The organism is Ruegeria sp. HKCCA5763 (assembly GCF_013034545.1).
Taxonomy (GTDB): domain Bacteria; phylum Pseudomonadota; class Alphaproteobacteria; order Rhodobacterales; family Rhodobacteraceae; genus Ruegeria.
The window spans coordinates 152,056-170,115 of record NZ_WQGF01000002.1 but is presented as its reverse complement, the minus strand read 5'-3'; the positions used below and the strand labels follow the sequence as shown (position 1 = coordinate 170,115).

The following is an 18,060-nucleotide window of genomic DNA, read 5'->3' as shown; positions in this document are numbered from 1 at the left end:
CGGCTGGGCTGGCCATGAGGGCTTCAAACGCAGTGAACCGGCTTGAAACCCGCGGCTATCCAGGTTTCGGAAAGCGCCTGAAACGGCTGCGCCGGTCGGTTGGGTTCAAGCAGGCTCATCTAGCTGAATTGTTGCAGGTGGATCAGGCGACCGTTTCGCGGTGGGAAAGAGGCGGTCAGACACCACCGCCCGAGACCCAACAGGCCGTCTTTGCGGCCCTTGGTCCGGCCCGTACTGATGACAGCGCATTGCGGCGGTTGGTCATGAGCTCGTCAGATTGTGTGCATTTGGTAGAAGAGGCCAGCCACAGGTGTCTTGCCTATTCGGCCAGCCGGGCGCGCGATTGGAAAACCAGCCAGAGCGCTTTGCTTGGTGTGTCGCTGTGGCAATTTGCAACGGAGGAAATACAGGCAGCCGAGGCTGAACTCGATGCCGATGGATGGTGGGAGATGCATACGCCCGCGCCAAAGGCGTTCCTGACGTCCGAAGCTGTCCATGACCGTATTCGTATCAGCGCTGGCGAAATCATCTGGGAACGTCTCTATCTGTCTGACGGCACGCCTGTTCGTCTGGTCAGCGGTTCCAGACACTAAGGTCGCATAATTTATGCGTTCCGCGACCGGGCGCGGCACGTTAGAAGCGCCCAATGCTACGGGTATTTCAGGTCCTCATTCTTTGGCTGGCCGGATTGGGTGCGGCGACGCAATTTGCAAAAATTGCAGTTCCGTTTCCCGAGCTTGTCTTACTGTATCCTGATCACACCGAAGCCATGGGATGGTTGCTGTCGATCATCAGCCTGATCGGAGCCTTGCTTGGGGCCTTGTCCGGGGCCATCGTAGGGCGGGTTGGGCCCATGAAGCTTTTGATTTTCGGCTTGTGCCTCGGTGGCGCGATTTCAGTGTTTCAGGCGACATGGCCCGGATTTTACATCATGCTGGCCAGTCGCTTTGTTGAAGGGCTTTCGCATCTGGCCATTGTCGTCGCTGCGCCCACACTGATCGCGCAAATCACAACCGGCAAAGCGCGTAACATTGCGATGGTCCTTTGGAGTACATTCTTTGGCGTCGCTTTCGCACTGAATGCGTGGATCGGACTACCGATGATCGCCGCTTTTGGTCTGACCACGTTCTTCCTGCTGCATGGTTTCTTGATGCTTGGAGTAGCTGGTGTGATCCTGATCTGCCGGATGCGCGTGCAATTTGCCTCTGACACCAAACCTTGGCGGTGGGCAGAAGTGCTGAACGTTCATCTTCGCACTTATCGCTCTCCCTTCGTGTCAGCCCCGGCAGTGGGGTGGTTCTTTTATACGCTGACCTTTGTGTCTTTGCTGGCCATCCTGCCGGGTCGTTTGCCGGAAGACATCAGCGCGCATGTCGCCGGGTTGATGCCGCTGGCGGGTATTGTCCTGAGTTGGATAGCTGTTCCTGTCCTATTGAATGTGATGCCCTGCGTCGCGGTGATCAATCTGGGGTTCGGGCTGGGCATTTTTTCCATTTCCGGGGCCTTCCTTGGCCTGCCGTTGGAGATCGTGTGCGTTCTACTGTTTGCCGTTTTGGGACTCGTACAGGGGGGCAGCTTTGCTGCAGTACCGATCCTGAACCAAACGGCCGAGGCGCAGGCGCTTAGCTATGGGGCCATGGCGCAGATGGGCAACGCGGGAAACTTGCTGGGCACACCGGTTCTGCTGGCGGTTTTGTGGCGCGTGGATGAGGCCGGGATGCTGCTGAGTATAACCGGAATTTATGCGATCGCGATCCTTGCGCATACCGCGCTGGCCCGCCAGCGCGCAGCACAAACCAACTCAGCCTGACTGACCAGGCGAAATGATCTGAAAAGACCCGTCATCGAATTTTACAAAACACGATTGCGTTGTAAGTGGCGGCAATGTAGTTGTGCGCGTTGCAGGTACGCTTGATTTTACGTTTTGCTTGCAGGGCGGCAGGCTGACGGGGCGGAATCCTTTTTGCGCCATGCACTGCGCCTCGACCGTGTTGCGCAGGCCCTGGTTCACATCCACGGTATAGACCCGACCGGGCTGCCACCATCCCGGGGACTGGTAACACCGTCCCCGACCGTCGCAATAGGTGCGCCCGGGCCAGTATGTTGGCGGGCTCTGGCGGATTTGATTGGCAACCGGCACTTCTTGTACCGCCTTAAGCTGGCACTGTGTCGTCTCTTGTTGCAGGCGGGAAACGGTTGCACCTTCGCGGTAATAAAGCGAAAGCGGCCCGCCGCATGAGGACAGCACCATTAGGGTTGCAAGCATAGGAAACAGCGTTTTCATATGCTTATCTTGCCGCAGCCGCACAGAGATGACAATTCAATTGACCGCTTTGGGGGCATCTGTCATTCAATCCTTTCAGGCAGAAGGGCCAGAAACATGAAGGTCATCATATGCGGCGCGGGTCAGGTTGGCTGGCAGATTGCGCGGCACCTTTCGGGCGAACTGAATGACGTAACGGTCGTGGACAACAATCCCGATCTCGTGCGCCGGGCGACGGAAACGCTGGATGTGCAGGGCATTGCAGGGTTTGCAAGCTATCCTGACGTGCTGGAACGGGCAGGGGCCCGCGACGCCGATATGATAATTGCTGCGACCCATTCTGACGAGGTGAACATGGTTACCTGTCAGATGGCGCATTCGGTGTTCTCGATCCAGCGTAAGATCGCGCGCTTGCGCTCCAAGTCCTATCTGGAAGCCATTCATTCGGACCTTTACCGCCGCGATCACTTGCCCATCGATGTGGTGATCAGCCCCGAACGCGAAGTGGCTGCTGCAGCGATGCGTCGCCTGTCGGCGCCGTCGGCCTTTGACACCGAGATTTTCATGGATGGCAAGGCGCAGCTACTGGGCATCAGGGTGGAAGAGGATTGCCCGATTGTGAATACGCCGCTCCGGCAACTGACTGATCTGTTTTCCACACTCAGTTCGATTGTGGTTGGTGTTCGGCGCGAGGGTACGCTGTTCGCGCCTGAATCCGAGGATCAGCTGTTCGTAGGCGACGAGTGTTACGTCTTTACCAATGTGAACGACGTGAACCGCACCATGGAAGTGTTCGGAAAAGCCCAAAAGCGACAGGATCGGGTTGTGATCGTTGGCGGCGGCAATGTCGGTTTGGAGGTGGCCAGAACGCTGGAGGAGCGCGAAAGCCGCGTGCGCGCAAAGGTCATCGAACGCGACCGCCAATGCGCCGAGATCGCCGCCGAAGCGCTGGAGCGGACGATTGTTTTGCATGGGGACGGTTTGGATTCCGGCTTGCTGAGCGAGGCCGGGATCGACCGGGCCGATGCGATGCTGGCCGTCACGGATGACGACCGCACGAACATGCTGGCTGCCGTGCGTGCCAAGGCCGAAGGCTGTGCGCTTGCGATTGCGCTGATCAACGATCCCAGCATGGTTGCCCTTATGGGACCGTTGGGCATTGATGCTTATATTAACCCGCGCGCTACCACCGTCAGCTCGATCCTGCGCCATATCCGGCATGGGCGTGTTAGACAGGTCTATTCCATCGGTGACGCCGAGGCCGAGGTGATCGAGGCCGAGGTTCTGTCGACCTCTCCGATGGCGGGGCAGAAACTGCGCGATATCGATTTCCCCGAGGGTGTGCTGGTTGGTGCCGTGCGCAAAGGAGACGAGGTTCTGCGTCCGACGGGCAGTCTGCGGATTGATGAAAAGGACGTGGTCGCAATCTTTGCCATGGCCAAGGACGTGCCCGAGGTCGAACGTCTGATGCAGGTCTCAATCGATTTCTTCTGATGGCGCGCGCAGGGACACAACAGGTTGGGATTCTGCGGCGTTTACCGTTGTTCCTGCTGATCTGGGCTATCGTGTCGCTGGCCATGTGGATTCCGGCAGTCTATGCTCTGGTGCTGGATGATCACGATACATCGCGGTCCTTTCTTTACTCGGGCCTTCTGGGCCTGTTTCTGGTCGCAATAATTGCAATGGCCTCTTCCAATCGCATTCCACGGCGGGGGACTTTGGGGCAGTTAGCGGTGATGCTGGGCTGTTTCACCATCCTGCCGATCTTTCTGGCGATACCGCTCCATGATGCGCTTGGCACGACCACATTTCTGAACGCCTATTTCGATATGGTCAGCGCGCTGACAACGACCGGGGCTGATCTGTTTCCTGATTACAACCGGCTAAGCGCGCCGCTGCATCTTTGGCGTGCACTGGTCGGTTGGATGGGTGGCTTGCTGATGTGGATTGCGGCCGCTGCGATTCTGGCGCCGCTGTCCCTTGGCGGGTTCGAGGTAACAGCCAAGGGGCAGCCCGGTCGGCCGGTGTCAGGTGTTGCGCAAAGCGAACGCGTGGACCCGCGCGGCCGTTTGCTGCGTGTAGCGCGGGCGCTGGCACCGGTATACGCCGGGCTGACTGTAGTGATCTGGGTTCTTCTGATGATCGCGGGCGAGGCCGGTTTGACCGCCGTTTGCCACGCAATGTCGGTGATGGCCACGTCCGGTATCTCTCCGGTTGGTGGTATGGAGGGGGCGCAGGCCGGGTTTACCGGTGAAGCGATCCTATTTTTGTTCCTGTTCTTTGCCCTTTCGCGCCTGACTTTCTCGACCGATACTGCCGCCACAGGGTTTTCTCGTTTGGACAGAGACCCCGAGTTTCGCATCGGCCTGATGATCGTTCTGGCGGTTGCACTTTTATTGTTTTTCCGGGTGGTGGCCGGCGTCACCGAGATCGGTGGGCAAATCGCTCCACTTCAGGCGTTGCAGGTGATTTGGGGTATGCTGTTCACCGTGCTGGCCTTCCTGACCACTGCCGGGTTCGAAAGTGCGAACTGGAACGATGCGCAGCAATTGTCGGGTCTTGGCACGCCGGGGTTGTTGCTGATGGGACTTGCGCTGATTGGCGGTGGGGTCGCCACCACGGCCGGAGGCGTCAAGCTGTTGCGGGTTTTTGCGTTGTACCTGAACGGTGCGCGCGAGATCGACCGATTGATCTATCCCTCATCCGTCAGCGGTGTCGGGGGCGGCAACCGGCGTATTCAGAGCGACGGAGCCTTTATCGCCTGGATCTTTTTGATGCTTTTCGCTCTGACGCTGGCGGTGTTCAATCTTTTGCTGGCGGCGATGGGGGCCGGATTTGAACAGGCAATGGTGCTGAGCGTTGCCACCCTGACGACGACAGGTCCATTGATCGAGCTGGCGACGGATGTCCCGATCCGGCTGATTGATTTGTCCGCAGGGGCAAAACTTACGCTCTGTGCAGCGATGGTGATTGGTCGTCTGGAAACGCTTGCAATTATTGCATTGATCACACCGTCGCTGTGGCGGGATTGAACCACAACGCCCGGCCAACGTTACCGCCTTATTTTTCATCTGGAATATCTCTGCGCGGCACTCCATACTCGCCCGGAGGGAGCGCGTTGGTCCGCAGCGCGTAGCAAGAACAATGGCGAGATTATAAAAATATGGCTTCGGACAGACAGAATCTTCAGGATGCCTTCCTGAACAATGTACGGAAAGCTAAGGTTCCGGTAACGATCTTCCTGATCAATGGCGTGAAACTGCAAGGTGTGATCACCTGGTTCGACAATTTCTGCGTATTGTTGCGCCGCGACGGACAGTCGCAGTTGGTCTATAAACACGCGATTTCGACCATCATGCCATCACAGCCGATCAATCTGTATGAGGGCGAAGACGCCTCTTGATGGAACATGACCGGAGGCGCACCCGAGCCTGGGTGCTGCATCCCGAAATCAAATCAGATGAACAGCGCCGTGTTCCCGAACCGGCGCTGGCTGAGGCGGTTGGACTGGCCGCTGCACTACCCGATCTGGATGTGATTGGGTCCGAGATTGTGCGCCTGCAACGTGCCCAACCGGGGCTTTTGTTCGGCAGTGGCAAGATCGAGGAACTGACCGAACGGCTGCATGACAGTGAAATCGAGTTGGTTTTGATCGACGGGCCGGTCACGCCCGTGCAGCAACGCAATCTGGAAAAGGCATGGAAGGTTAAGATACTCGACCGAACCGGGCTGATCCTTGAAATTTTCAGCGATCGCGCGCGCACCCGTGAAGGGGTGCTGCAGGTCGAGATGGCGGCTCTCAGCTATCAACGCACGCGATTGGTGCGGGCCTGGACCCACCTTGAACGGCAACGCGGCGGGTTGGGATTCGTTGGCGGACCCGGTGAAACCCAGATCGAAGCCGACCGCCGCGCCATTGACGAACAATTAGTCAGACTAAGGCGTCAGCTGCAGAAAGTGGTCAAGACCCGTACCCTGCACAGGGCTGCGCGCGCCAAGGTGCCGTATCCAATCGTTGCCCTTGTGGGGTATACAAACGCGGGCAAGTCGACCCTGTTCAACCGCTTGACCGGGGCCGAAGTGATGGCCAAGGACATGCTGTTTGCAACGCTTGACCCAACCATGCGTCGCGTCCAGCTTCCTGATGGCCCTGAGGTGATCCTGTCGGACACGGTGGGCTTTATCTCGAATTTGCCGACCGAGCTTGTGGCGGCCTTCCGCGCAACCCTCGAGGAAGTGCTGGGCGCGGACCTGATCGTTCATGTGCGTGACATCAGCCACGAAGAAACGGATGCGCAGGCCCAGGATGTTGAGACTATCCTGACCTCATTGGGTGTCGATGAAGAACGTCCACGGCTTGAAGTTTGGAACAAGATCGACCTGCTCAACCCCGAGGACAAAGACGCCGCTTTGGCGCGGGCTGGACGGGACCCGGCGATATTCTCAATCTCGGCAGTAACGGGCGAAGGCGTTAACCCGCTGTTGGCCGAGATCGCCACACTGCTTCAGGGTGCACGGCACGAGGTTGTCTTGGACCTGTCTTATGCCGAGGGGGACAAGCGGGCGTGGCTGTTCCGTCAGGACGTTGTCCAGGGTGAGGATCAAACCGAAGAAGGGTTCCGCCTGACCGTTTTGTGGACAGACAAGCAAGCCGCGCGGTTTGCGTCGCTTTGAACAAGGTGGAAAGGTCAGCTATGACGGAAAATTCAGATCAAAGAGTGTTCTTGAACGGCCTTATCGATGTACCGCAGGACCGGCTTGAAGACGTGCGGGCAGCTTTGCCGCTCCATATCGCTCTTACACGCGCGGAAGAGGGCTGTATGTCTTTCGAAGTTGTGGAAGATCAGACAACGCCCGGGCGGTTCATGGTGTCGGAAGTGTTTGCAACGCAAGCGGCCTTTGACGCCCATCAGGTGCGAACCAAGGCGTCAGACTGGTTTCAGGTCACGCAGGGAATACCCAGGAACTACACGATAGAAACGGCTGCGGATCGGACACGTTAAGCTATTTGCCGTCAATCTGCCGTTGATAGTCATCTGCGTCGAACCAGCCTAGCGAAGACTTTACAAGATAGTCTGACGTCAATTCCCACTCTTCCCAACCGCGTGCCACAACGTGATTGCCGGTTTCGGCGTGGTTCCCCTCTAGAGTCCAAACAAAAATAGCGTGAGATCCGGCCCATCGCATCATATCGCAGCGGACCTCTAGATCAGGAAAGTCGGCGTAAAAGCCACGAGCCATATCGGCAATCGCTGCGCGCCCTTCTATGGGGTCGCCCCGATTGATCGTGATTTGTCCATCAGGTGCAAAGAAACCGGCAACTGCATCGGGGTCACCGGAACTCCAGGCAATTGCGTAATCCCGCGCAAGATTGTTCAATGTATCCCGAATACTGGCCATATTCGCCCCCCTTTGGTCCCACATAATCGGTGGAATGATCATAGGCGAAAAAGGTTCAAGGTGCCACGATGCCCCAGAAACCGGGGCGAGGAGTTGCCGATTAGGCGGATTATCGCGGGATCAGATTGGTCACGCCAACCGCTGCAGCGCGGGCCAGATCAAGGTCCAATGACATCGGGATATATTCGCCACGCCGCCATAGCTGCGCCTGATCGTCGTAGTAGCGCGACAGGAAATGACCCGATTGACCGGTTGCTGTGATAAAGACCGAGCTGTTGGGATCAGCAAAATCGTACACCCCGCGATACCCGGCACCGTGTACGTTCTGGAACGGATCCGGGCCTTCGCCTGACGTGCGCCCGCGTAGCAGCGTATTGTCGCCACCGCTGGTCGATTGGCGGATGTTCACGAAATAGCGCAGGACAGGCACGTTGCCCAGGACCGGGTGATCATGCGTGGCTTGATGCGCATCGCCCCAGCGCAGGGATTCCAACGCGCTGCCATAGCGCTCAGAAATCCAGATCAGGGCGTCGTCCAGCGCCAGTCGGGCCATTTCGGTACACGTCTCAACCGGGGCGCTTTGTCGTACATCGCACCAGACGCTTGCTCCGTCGATGTCACGATAAACGCGTTCGATGAACAGCGGCTCGACGTGTTTGTATTCGCTGGCCAGTGGCCCAAGCTCATCCGCGATCAGGCGGATCTGAAGAGCGCGCAACCATGCCGCATAGATCAACGGCTCGGGCAGGTGTTCATTCATCTCACCATTCCAGTCTGCCAGCAGTGACAAGGCGATCTGGCGCTGACGTTCCGGTGTGCCCTCGGGGGCCGAGGCACCGGTGAACCACAGGTCTGCGCCGATGAGCGGTAGCAGGGACCGCGCCGTGAAGCTGACGGTATCAAGTTGCGCTTCGACAAAGCTGTCACGGGTATGCACCTCACGCGATTGCATCAGGCGATCCCAGCGATGCACACGCTGTGTATCGCCCCATTCGTAGGAGACATGGTTGGGGAAAGGACGGTCGATAATCTTGTTGTTCGTATTACCCAGAATGCCACCGACCGGGGCAACAAATTCCGGATTGTCCGCATAGGGCAGGCGGCCCTGCCAGCGGTTTGCCTCGATCCAGCCGGGCGTTGGGATGCGCCCGCGGCTTTGGTTTTGCAGATCCCGGCTGGGCATGGCACCGATCAACTTCATCCCAATTGTAGTCCGGTCTACCAGAGACAGGTTCTGGGATGGGGCGATGAACTGCTCGCCCGCTTGTATGGCCTGACGCACGTTGTCCGCATTCATGAGCGCCATAGAAGCGGTCATCGAAGTGTCGCGCGGGCTGAGCGCCGTCCAGGACAGAGACGCCACATGGCCGGGCGGAGTGATGGTCTCCAGCTTGTAATCCGTGCCGGGCAGCACCGGGCCGTTATCTGTCCAGCGCAGCGTTAGTGTGACTGGCGCCTCGTCTTTGATGGCGATGATCGATGGGCGGGTCAGAAATTCTTTGTAGCCATCGGGGGTCAGATATTCCTCTGGGTTGTCCGGGTTCAGCTGTTCTATGTGCAGGTCCTGATCATCCAGATAAGATGAGGTCAGCCCCCATCCCAACCTGTCACTGCGTCCGGTCATAATGGCAGGAACACCGGGTATCGAGGCTCCGATCACACCACCTTTTTTAAGATCAAGATGGGTCAGATACCACACACCGGGGGCTGTGAAACCCAGATGCGGGTCGTTTGCCAGCAAAGTGCCTCCACTTGCCGACCGCGATGGGGCGGCGGTCCAAGCATTGGACGCTCCGGCCAAGCCGCGTTTGGGAAGCGGTGAGAGAGGTGTTTCGGGTATTTCAGTGCCGGCGGCGTAGCGCGGCAGATTGGGAAACAGGGACGCATATTCCGGAAGGGCCGCGATGCCAGGACCGGGGACGTCAGGCAGGATGTCGGCCAGACGCTCGGGGTTGTTCAATATCAAAGAGGTGCGGGCGCGCAGAACCTCATCACTCAGGTGGCCTGAAAGTTGCAAAGCCATCAGCTTGATGACCGCAATGCTGTCGCCCGGTTGCCAGGGCGAGACGGGGGCGTTGAACAGGAACATTTCCGGTGCACCGCGACCCAAAGCCTCCTCATTGATTTCGGTCAGCCTTGCATTGACCCCGGCGGCATAAGCCCGCAAGGCGGCTTTAGTATAGTCATCCTGCACCTCGACCGAGCGATGGGCGAGGCCATAGAGATCCAGCCGCCGCAGCAACTTGTCGATGCGCAGCGTGCGTGTCCCGAAGACTTCGGACAAACGGCCTTGCGCAGTCCTGCGCATCACAGTCATTTGCCACAGCCGGTCTTGTGCGTGGGCATATCCCAGTCCAAAGAACACATCCGGATCGGTTTGGCCCAGAATATGCGGCACGTTGGCGGTGTCGCGAACGATCTCGACAGGGGCGGTAAGACCATCAACTTCAAGGGTCTGGTCGTAATCCGGCAGGGACTGGCTTGCCAGGAAATAGACAAGGCCTATCGCGGCGAGGATCAGAATAATCAGACCCGACGCGATGCGCACCAGCCAGCGGAAAACAAGACCCATTACTGCCCCATATTATCTTTTGGAATAAGGTTGCGCAGAGATTAGAGGATGGTCGGTCTGACCGAAAGAGGAACGCGGCAAGAACCTGCTTGGAAACGCTAATAAATAATTGCCCCGCCGCAGTGTTGTGCTGCGACGCGTGCCATGTGTGGGGGAAGTGGTAATTTGGGTTATGGAATAATGCGCGTGTATTTCGTGCCTTCGATGGTCGCGCCGAATTTCAGACCGGCCTGACCAAAGACCGCCGCCAGCACTGGCGTACGCAGTGTAGTTGTGTCCGTGGACAAAGAATTCCCAGTTGAGTCAACCACATAGCCAATATCGGCGCCGGCTGTCCATCCGCTGGAACGGCGGAAATCGTTCAGTGCAGCTTCGGTCATAAAGAACAGGACATGCGCATATTGCTGCGCACCAAATTGCAGGCCGGCGGTTCCGGAAATTGCGGAATAGTAATCGACCGTCGCCCCGTTGATGCGCAGCGCGCCTTGCCCGTAGGCACCGCCAAAAATGATCAACCCGGCGTCAGTTATCAGGGGCATGACCAACATACCGTTGGCTTTGTTCGCAATCTCAACCGTGTTGGGATATTTCGCGTACATCTCGGTCAGCGTGGCGTCCACGCGGGCGTCGATTGTTGCCGCGTTCGAATTGCCGACGCCGTTGCCGCAGGCAGCCGTCAGGGTCAGACCTGCCATGCCAAAGGCAAAGCCGCGACGGCTCAGTCGGGGGGAAGGGGAACTGCTCATGGTTTTTATATCTCTGTAACTGTGCCTGATGTTGTCGGGTGAACCCGATCTTGTGGGCAAGGATACGCCGATTGGCCCCATGTGTCACGGGAAAGCTGCTCGCCAACGCCAGTTCGTCGGCGAAAAATTGCGAGTCCTTGGGGTTTTAGCCCTGAAGGATGCGCGCAACCTGCGGCGAGAAATAGGTCAGAATTCCATCGCATCCGGCCCGCTTGAAGGCCAGCAAGCTTTCCAGCATCACCTTCTCGCCATCAATCCAGCCATTCTGCGCGGCCGCCTGAATCATCGCGTATTCACCGGATACCTGGTAAGCATATGTCGGCGCGCCAAAGCCGTCTTTCACACGGCGGCAGATGTCCAGATAAGGCATGCCGGGCTTGATCATCACCATGTCCGCGCCCTCAGACAGGTCACGCTCGATCAAACGTAGAGCCTCGTCCGAATTGGCCGGGTCCATCTGATAGGTCTTCTTGTCACCCGTCAGCGCGCCCGAGGCCCCAACGGCATCTCGGAAAGGCCCGTAAAAGGCACTGGCGTATTTTGCTGCATAGCTAAGGATCATTACGTTGTGATGGCCCGCACCTTCCAGCGCGCGGCGCATTTCTCCGATCCGACCGTCCATCATGTCTGATGGGCCGATGATGTCAGCACCGGCTTCGGCCTGAGAGAGAGTCATTTTGACCAATGCCTCTACGGTCTGATCGTTGACAATCTCACCGTCGACAACGTACCCGTCATGGCCATTGATGTTGTAGGGGTCCAGCGCAACATCGGTCATCACGGCGATGTCGGGGGCAGCAGCTTTGATTGCGCGGATGGCGCGATTGGACAGGTTGTCCGGGTTCCAGGCTTCGGCACAGTCTTCAGTCTTCAGTGCGGAATCTGTGTAGGGAAAGATGCAAATCGCAGGTATCCCAAGCGCTTGGGCTTCGACCGCAGCCTTGGCAATCAAGTCAACCGACCGGCGCACCACACCCGGCATCGAGGGCACCGGTTCTTCAATTCCGTCGCCATCGCGCACAAAGACCGGCCAGATCAGGTCATCTGTGGTCAGCGTGTTCTCTCGCACCAGCCCGCGAATTGCCTCAGACTGACGCGCCCGTCGAAAGCGGGTCATAGGGTAGGGGGCAATAGTCAGCTTCATGGCGCGTTCTCCTTGAACATTCGTGCATTGGGTGGCATGAATTCACAAAGGTCTCAAGGGTATCAATGGACGCGCCAACGCGATGAACCCCCCTGAGTGGTTTGAATAAAGGGTTGGGTTTGGACTGGTACTCTTCGATCTTTGAACTCATTGACATGCGCAGCTTTTCGAATCTGTGGTATTGGATTGTGCTGGCGGTATTTTGGTCATCCGCCAGTCATTGGGTGATGGGCATTCCGTATGATTTGGTTGTTCGTGCGCGTCGGATTGGCGGGCAGGTTGAAATCGACCTTCTGGACATTGTGCGCATCCACACGAACCGGATTTTGCTGATCGTAGATATGTCGGGTGCGATCCTCCTGGCGCTTGCGTGCTTTATGCTCACAGGTTTGGCCATGCTGGGTTTCTACTATGACGTAGAGTTTGCACAGGCGGTGTTTTTGTTGGCGTTTCCAATGACTTTGGTGTTGCTTGTGAACATATCGCAAGCTAGACGTCTGCGCCGGCAGGAACTGACGCTGGAAACTGTTTCCAAGACCATTTCACGCTGCAGGCTGTACACGCAGATCATCGGCATGATCTCGATACTGGTCACTTCTTTCTGGGGCATGTATCAGAACATCTCGATCGGCGTTCTTGGGTAGAAAAATCTGAAAGGCGAGGCGATGAAGGCTCCGAACCACGTGACAGTTGGCGGTGCCCCCGAAGGGTTTGACGCGCAGCTCGTACTGAACGAAATCGCCCGCAGCAACGGGCCGGTGGCCCATGTCGCACGAGATGACAAACGGATGGAGGCGATGCGCGCCGCGTTGGCCTTCTTTGCCCCCGACATTCCGGTTTTTGTGTTTCCCGGCTGGGATTGTCTTCCTTACGACCGTGTGTCGCCGAACGCGGATATTTCAGCGGCACGAGTGGCCACTTTGGCGGCACTGGTCCATCAGATGCCGCAGAAATTCGTACTGCTGACCACGCTGAATGCCGCGAGCCAGCGCGTACCCGCGCGCGAGGTGCTGCGCGAAGCGGCGTTTACCGCGCGTGTTGATCAGCGCATCGACGAGACCGCGCTCAGGAATTTTCTGGTGCGTATGGGATTCACCCAAAGCCCAACGGTGATGGAGCCCGGCGACTATGCCATTCGCGGCGGCATCATCGACATCTTCCCGCCGGGCGAATCCGGTCCTGTCCGTCTGGATCTTTTCGGAGACGTTCTGGACGGTGCGCGTCGCTTTGATCCGGTGTCTCAGCGCACCACTGAAAAGCTGGATGTAGTGGAACTTGCGCCTGTATCCGAGGTCATTTTGGACGAGGCCGCTATCACCCGGTTCCGTCAGAATTATCGCATCGAATTTGGCGCGGCAGGTACAGATGATCCGCTTTACGAAGCGGTCAGTGCCGGTCGCAAACATCAGGGCATCGAGCATTGGCTGCCGTTTTTTCACGACAAGCTTGAGACGCTGTTTAACTATCTGCCGAACGCCACAATCACCTTGGATGATCAGGTCACACCAGCGCGTCTGGCGCGGTGGGATACGATTGCCGATCAATACGAAACCCGGCGTCTGGCGCTGGAAAACCGGTCCGGCATGGACACGGTTTATAAACCGACGCCTCCGGGGCTGCTGTACCTTGACGATGCCGCGTGGGAGGCCGCAGTTGCAGATCGCAGGGTGATGCAGTTCAGTCCTTTGCCGCAGGCATCTGGGCCCGGTGTCATTGACGCAGGCGGGCGAATTGGGCGCAACTTTGCCCCGGAACGTCAGCAGGAGAACATCAGCCTGTTTGGCGCTTTGGCCAGCCAAATCACAGCCAAGCTCGACAAAGGCCCTGTGTTGATCGCCTCTTATTCAGAAGGTGCGCGCGAACGTCTGACCGGTTTGATCGAAGATGAAGGTCTGGCCGAGGCCATCCCGGTGACGAACGGCACCCGCATCGGTAAACGCGGTTTGCATCTTGCTGTTTGGGCACTGGAGCACGGGTTTGAAACCCCTGGCCTGACAGTCATCGCCGAACAGGACGTATTGGGTGACCGCCTGATCCGCCAGCCCAAGAAGCGGCGCAAGGCCGAGAACTTCCTGACCGAGACCCAATCTCTTAGCCCCGGTGATCTGGTGGTGCATGTGGACCACGGGATCGGTCGCTATATGGGGATGGAGGTCGTTACAGCCGCAGGCGCCGCGCACGAATGCCTGCTGCTGGAATACGCCGAGCAAGCCAAGCTGTACCTGCCGGTCGAAAACATCGAACTTCTGTCGAAATACGGCCATGACGAAGGTTTGCTGGACCGTCTTGGTGGTGGCGCTTGGCAGGCCAAGAAGGCCAAGCTGAAAGAACGCATTCGCGAGATGGCGGACAAACTGATCCGCATCGCCGCTGAACGTGCCCTGCGCAAGGCTCCGGTGATGGACCCGCCGCCGCACGCGTGGGAGGAGTTCAGCGCACGCTTCCCGTATCAGGAGACCGATGACCAGCTGCGGGCCATTTCGGATGTGATGGAAGACATGCATTCTGGTGCCCCAATGGATCGCCTGATCTGTGGCGACGTGGGCTTTGGCAAAACCGAGGTCGCCATGCGGGCCGCCTTTGTGGCGGCCATGTCCGGCGTACAGGTGGCCGTCGTGGCACCAACAACCCTGTTAGCCCGCCAACACGCGGCCAGTTTCAAGGAACGGTTCCGCGGTTTTCCGCTGGAAGTGCGGCAGCTGTCGCGGTTTGTGTCCGCGAAAGAAGCTCAGCAAACCCGTGATGGGCTGGCACGCGGAACGGTGGATATTGTGATCGGCACCCATGCTCTGCTGGCCAAGACCATTCGGTTTAACAATCTGGGCTTGCTGATCATCGATGAGGAACAGCATTTCGGCGTAGGTCACAAGGAACGTCTGAAGCAACTGCGCAGCGACATTCACGTGCTGACCCTAACCGCGACTCCGATACCTCGGACGCTGCAATTATCGCTGACCGGCGTGCGCGATCTGTCGATCATCGGAACGCCTCCCATCGACCGCTTAGCCATCCGAACATATGTCAGCGAGTTCGATGCCGTCACGATCCGAGAGGCGCTGCTGCGTGAACACTATCGCGGCGGTCAGAGTTTCTATGTGGTACCCCGTATTTCGGACCTGCCGGAGATTGAAGAGTTCCTGAAGGACCAACTGCCCGAACTGACTTATGTGGTGGCGCATGGTCAGATGGCAGCGGGTGAACTCGACGACCGAATGAATGCGTTTTACGACGGCAAATATGACGTGCTGCTGGCCACGACCATTGTCGAAAGCGGGCTCGATATTCCGACCGCAAACACAATGGTTGTTCACCGCGCGGATATGTTCGGTCTTGCGCAACTCTATCAGATACGGGGGCGGGTAGGGCGGTCGAAGACTCGTGCCTATGCTTACCTGACTACCAAGCCGCGTCAGAAGCTGACCGCCACGGCTGAAAAACGCCTGCGCGTTTTGGGCTCGTTGGATACGCTGGGGGCGGGGTTCACACTAGCGTCGCAAGACCTGGACATTCGCGGAGCAGGTAACCTTCTGGGTGAGGAACAGTCCGGCCAGATGCGCGACGTGGGGTACGAGCTCTACCAATCCATGCTGGAAGAGGCGATTGCCAAGATCAAGGCAGGTGAGATGGAGGGGCTGTCGGATGCCGACGATCAATGGGCCCCGCAGATCAATTTGGGCGTGCCGGTTCTGATCCCGGAGGATTACGTGCCCGATCTGGATGTGCGCTTGGGCTTGTATCGCCGCCTGTCCTCGCTGTCGACCAAGGTGGAGCTAGAAGGGTTCGCCGCCGAACTGATCGACCGGTTCGGAAAACTGCCAAAAGAGGTCAACACTCTGATGCTGGTCGTTCGCATCAAGGCTATGTGCAAGCGCGCCGGGATTGCCAAGCTGGATGGCGGCCCAAAGGGCGCAACCATTCAGTTTCACAACGACAAGTTTGCTTCGCCTCAGGGGCTGGTCGAATTCATCCAGAATCAGCGTGGTATGGCCAAGGTCAAGGACAACAAGATCGTTGTGCGGCGCGATTGGAAGAAAGACAGTGACAAGATCAAAGGTGCCTTTGCGATCGCCCGCGACCTTGCTGAAAAAGTGGTCGCGCAAAAGAAAAAGGCCAAAGCCGGTTGAACTGTGGGCAGGGGGCGCTGCCCCCGCTGCGCGTTCCGCGCATCTCCCCCGAGGTATTTGCGGCCAGATGAAGAGACGGATCCCCGCTTAATCTGGCTAAAAATACCTCCGCCGGAGGCATCGCGCTGCAGCGCGATCTATCCCACTAATCACGCATCGCGGCCTGCGCACAGAAGCAAGAGGCCGCCACCATCTGGTCGGCCCGTGCCAAGGCCAGGTCGAGCCGCTGTTTGATTTGGCGGATTTCTGTCGTTTCCTGCCTAGCCGCGAGGCAATCGTGCAACCCCTTCAGACTCCACACGTTGTCGGGGTGGATAGAGGCGCGGCTTAGCGCACCGCACAAGCCCAGATCTTCGCGATATACATCTTCGGCTTCGGCCATATGGCCTTGTTCAAACAGCAATGCCCCAAGCGCGTGGCGGGTGGGCTGCATCCAGCCCCAGGGTTCGTCATAGGGCAAGGTGTCGTCCAACTCGACCGAGCGGCGTAGATGAGCAAAGGCGATTTCAAAGTTGCCCTTGCGATATTCGATCTCACCCCGCAGCATTTCCTGCGCGATCTCGAGCAGATCGACCACACGATTGTTGTGCAGTCTGCGGGTTTCGGGGACGCATTCCTTGGCTGCGAGAAACAGGTTCTCTTCAGCTTCGGCGTGGACGACATCGCCGGTTGCGGCATGAGCGATGGCGCGGGCGTAGTGGGTCGTGGCTGTCAGGGTGCGGTAAAGGTCCGGATCGGAGGGAAGGTCCAGCGCCTTGGCCTCTTCCCAGCGGCCAAACCGGATCAGGATGTGCGGCCCCATGGACATGTAGCTTTCGAAGAAATCAGCCATGGGCGGGCTTTCGATACGCAGCATCTCTTCGGGCGTTGTATCCCAAAGGCCCTGATTGGCGCGCAGGGCGGGTTCGATCTGTCCCAGAAACAGGGCACCGTAAATCGCGAAGTGATAGTTGTGTTGACGATAGCCAGTGTAGATGTTGAACGCGCCTTCACGTTCGTAATACTTCAAGTCAGCTTCCGAGGCTTTTTCATTCCAGTGCACCACATTTTGGTAATGGCCGCACAGCACATCGATATGCGTCGGCATATGCACGAGATGGCCCGCATCCGGTACCAATGTGCGCAAAACATCCCCGGCTTTCAGCGCCTTTTCTGGCGTTGGCGACATCTCCATCAGGTGGACGTAAAGATGCAACAAGCCAGGATGGGACATTGCGTCGGGATCGTTGGCTATGGCCCATTCAAGCACCTCTTGTGCTTCAAGTGTGGCTGCGCCTTCTGCGGGTTGGCCGGTATTCAGATCCCACATCTGCCATGGTGTTAGGTTCAGCAACGCTTCGACATAGATTGTACGAAGGTCGAGGTGATCTTGGTGCGTTGCAAATGCCGCGCGCATTGCGTCAGCAAAGTCATGATCCCACTGGTGCATGTCCTCGATTGGATCGGATTGCGGGTAACGTGCGGGCAGAGCGTGGATCAGAGCCTGCTCAACAGGCGTGCAGTTATCGGCATTTTCCAAAGCCTTCTGCATTGCGTCATGGGCCAGCGTCAGTGCCTTTTTGCGTCCTCGGTCGTCCTGTAAGTCCCAGGGCAGGTTGTAATTCGGACCCGCCGCATAGGCCACACCCCAATGAGCCATGGCGCATTGGGGGTCATGCTCGACCGCGCGTTGAAAACAGGCGACGGCTTCTTCGTGATTATAACCGTAGGTCCAGTTCAGGCCCCGGTCGAACCACCGTTGTGCTTCGGGGTTCGAAGTGGAAACTGGGCAGGTGTATGTACCTAGATCGTAGTAGTCGCTCATTGAAAAC

Annotated in this window: 15 protein-coding genes; 9 read left to right on the top strand and 6 right to left on the bottom strand. The window is 57.9% G+C overall.

Annotation, left to right across the window (positions count from 1 at the left end; genetic code table 11):
* Positions 1-14 precede the first annotated feature (14 nt).
* Positions 15-593: a helix-turn-helix domain-containing protein gene (locus GOV89_RS05190; protein WP_171237685.1), complete on the top strand. Its 579-nt coding sequence runs from the start codon at positions 15-17 to the stop codon at positions 591-593.
* Between the two features lie 53 nt (positions 594-646).
* Positions 647-1,810: an MFS transporter gene (locus GOV89_RS05185; protein WP_171237684.1), complete on the top strand. Its 1,164-nt coding sequence runs from the start codon at positions 647-649 to the stop codon at positions 1,808-1,810.
* Here the strand turns inward: GOV89_RS05185 and GOV89_RS05180 are convergent.
* A complete protein-coding gene (locus tag GOV89_RS05180; RefSeq protein WP_171179972.1) occupies positions 1,802-2,284 on the bottom strand; it encodes a hypothetical protein in 483 nt (160 codons plus the stop codon). The genes GOV89_RS05185 and GOV89_RS05180 overlap by 9 nt on opposite strands.
* A 96-nt stretch (positions 2,285-2,380) precedes the next feature.
* On the opposite strand from GOV89_RS05180, the gene trkA reads away from it, so the two are divergent.
* The 5 genes from trkA (at position 2,381) to GOV89_RS05155 (ending at position 7,266) form a co-directional block, all read left to right on the top strand.
* Entirely contained in the window at positions 2,381-3,757 is a 1,377-nt protein-coding gene (gene trkA, locus GOV89_RS05175; RefSeq protein ID WP_171179974.1) for a Trk system potassium transporter TrkA, read from the top strand.
* Entirely contained in the window at positions 3,757-5,295 is a 1,539-nt protein-coding gene (locus GOV89_RS05170) for a TrkH family potassium uptake protein (protein WP_171237683.1), read from the top strand. Before trkA ends, GOV89_RS05170 begins: the two co-directional genes overlap by 1 nt.
* 131 nt (positions 5,296-5,426) lie before the next feature.
* On the top strand, positions 5,427-5,666 hold the full coding sequence (gene hfq / locus GOV89_RS05165; RefSeq protein WP_005982826.1) for an RNA chaperone Hfq: 240 nt from the start codon (positions 5,427-5,429) through the stop codon (positions 5,664-5,666).
* Complete coding sequence (gene hflX / locus GOV89_RS05160) at positions 5,666-6,937, top strand: GTPase HflX (RefSeq protein ID WP_171237682.1); 1,272 nt, start codon at positions 5,666-5,668, stop codon at positions 6,935-6,937. The genes hfq and hflX overlap by 1 nt, the downstream gene beginning before the upstream one ends.
* Positions 6,938-6,957: 20 nt before the next feature.
* On the top strand, positions 6,958-7,266 hold the full coding sequence (locus tag GOV89_RS05155) for a putative quinol monooxygenase (RefSeq protein WP_171237681.1): 309 nt from the start codon (positions 6,958-6,960) through the stop codon (positions 7,264-7,266).
* 1 nt (position 7,267) lies between these two features.
* Here GOV89_RS05155 and GOV89_RS05150 read toward each other — a convergent pair whose 3' ends face one another.
* The 4 genes from GOV89_RS05150 to hemB form a co-directional block, all read right to left on the bottom strand.
* The gene (locus GOV89_RS05150; RefSeq protein WP_171234378.1) at positions 7,268-7,663 is read right to left on the bottom strand and encodes a nuclear transport factor 2 family protein; all 396 of its coding nucleotides are present in this window, start codon (positions 7,661-7,663) and stop codon (positions 7,268-7,270) included.
* 109 nt (positions 7,664-7,772) lie between these two features.
* Positions 7,773-10,235, bottom strand: a complete 2,463-nt coding sequence (locus GOV89_RS05145) for a penicillin acylase family protein (protein WP_171237680.1) — start codon at positions 10,233-10,235, stop codon at positions 7,773-7,775.
* A gap of 170 nt (positions 10,236-10,405) precedes the next feature.
* Complete coding sequence (locus tag GOV89_RS05140; RefSeq protein WP_171179986.1) at positions 10,406-10,981, bottom strand: YSC84-related protein; 576 nt, start codon at positions 10,979-10,981, stop codon at positions 10,406-10,408.
* A 145-nt stretch (positions 10,982-11,126) separates the two neighbouring features.
* Positions 11,127-12,125: a porphobilinogen synthase gene (gene hemB, locus GOV89_RS05135; protein ID WP_171237679.1), complete on the bottom strand. Its 999-nt coding sequence runs from the start codon at positions 12,123-12,125 to the stop codon at positions 11,127-11,129.
* Positions 12,126-12,244: 119 nt separating this feature from the next.
* Here hemB and GOV89_RS05130 point away from each other — a divergent pair, with 119 nt between their 5' ends.
* Positions 12,245-12,769, top strand: coding sequence for a component of SufBCD complex (locus GOV89_RS05130; RefSeq protein WP_171179990.1), 525 nt, complete (start codon positions 12,245-12,247; stop codon positions 12,767-12,769).
* 21 nt (positions 12,770-12,790) lie between these two features.
* Positions 12,791-16,249 carry a transcription-repair coupling factor gene (gene mfd, locus GOV89_RS05125; RefSeq protein ID WP_171237678.1) on the top strand — a complete coding sequence of 1,153 codons (3,459 nt, stop codon included), beginning with the start codon at positions 12,791-12,793 and terminating at the stop codon, positions 16,247-16,249.
* A gap of 145 nt (positions 16,250-16,394) precedes the next feature.
* Here mfd and GOV89_RS05120 read toward each other — a convergent pair whose 3' ends face one another.
* Positions 16,395-18,053 carry a hypothetical protein gene (locus tag GOV89_RS05120; RefSeq protein WP_171237677.1) on the bottom strand — a complete coding sequence of 553 codons (1,659 nt, stop codon included), beginning with the start codon at positions 18,051-18,053 and terminating at the stop codon, positions 16,395-16,397.
* Between the last annotated feature and the right edge of the window lie 7 nt (positions 18,054-18,060).

Coding starts and splice junctions, on each gene's coding strand:
- hfq (WP_005982826.1), top strand. CDS start 5,427: ATGGCTTCGGACAGACAGAATCTTCAGGATGCCTTCCTGAACAATGTA.
- GOV89_RS05145 (WP_171237680.1), bottom strand. CDS start 10,235: ATGGGTCTTGTTTTCCGCTGGCTGGTGCGCATCGCGTCGGGTCTGATT.
- GOV89_RS05120 (WP_171237677.1), bottom strand. CDS start 18,053: ATGAGCGACTACTACGATCTAGGTACATACACCTGCCCAGTTTCCACT.
- mfd (WP_171237678.1), top strand. CDS start 12,791: ATGAAGGCTCCGAACCACGTGACAGTTGGCGGTGCCCCCGAAGGGTTT.
- trkA (WP_171179974.1), top strand. CDS start 2,381: ATGAAGGTCATCATATGCGGCGCGGGTCAGGTTGGCTGGCAGATTGCG.
- GOV89_RS05155 (WP_171237681.1), top strand. CDS start 6,958: ATGACGGAAAATTCAGATCAAAGAGTGTTCTTGAACGGCCTTATCGAT.
- GOV89_RS05185 (WP_171237684.1), top strand. CDS start 647: ATGCTACGGGTATTTCAGGTCCTCATTCTTTGGCTGGCCGGATTGGGT.
- GOV89_RS05190 (WP_171237685.1), top strand. CDS start 15: ATGAGGGCTTCAAACGCAGTGAACCGGCTTGAAACCCGCGGCTATCCA.
- GOV89_RS05150 (WP_171234378.1), bottom strand. CDS start 7,663: ATGGCCAGTATTCGGGATACATTGAACAATCTTGCGCGGGATTACGCA.
- hflX (WP_171237682.1), top strand. CDS start 5,666: ATGGAACATGACCGGAGGCGCACCCGAGCCTGGGTGCTGCATCCCGAA.
- GOV89_RS05140 (WP_171179986.1), bottom strand. CDS start 10,981: ATGAGCAGTTCCCCTTCCCCCCGACTGAGCCGTCGCGGCTTTGCCTTT.
- GOV89_RS05180 (WP_171179972.1), bottom strand. CDS start 2,284: ATGAAAACGCTGTTTCCTATGCTTGCAACCCTAATGGTGCTGTCCTCA.
- hemB (WP_171237679.1), bottom strand. CDS start 12,125: ATGAAGCTGACTATTGCCCCCTACCCTATGACCCGCTTTCGACGGGCG.
- GOV89_RS05170 (WP_171237683.1), top strand. CDS start 3,757: ATGGCGCGCGCAGGGACACAACAGGTTGGGATTCTGCGGCGTTTACCG.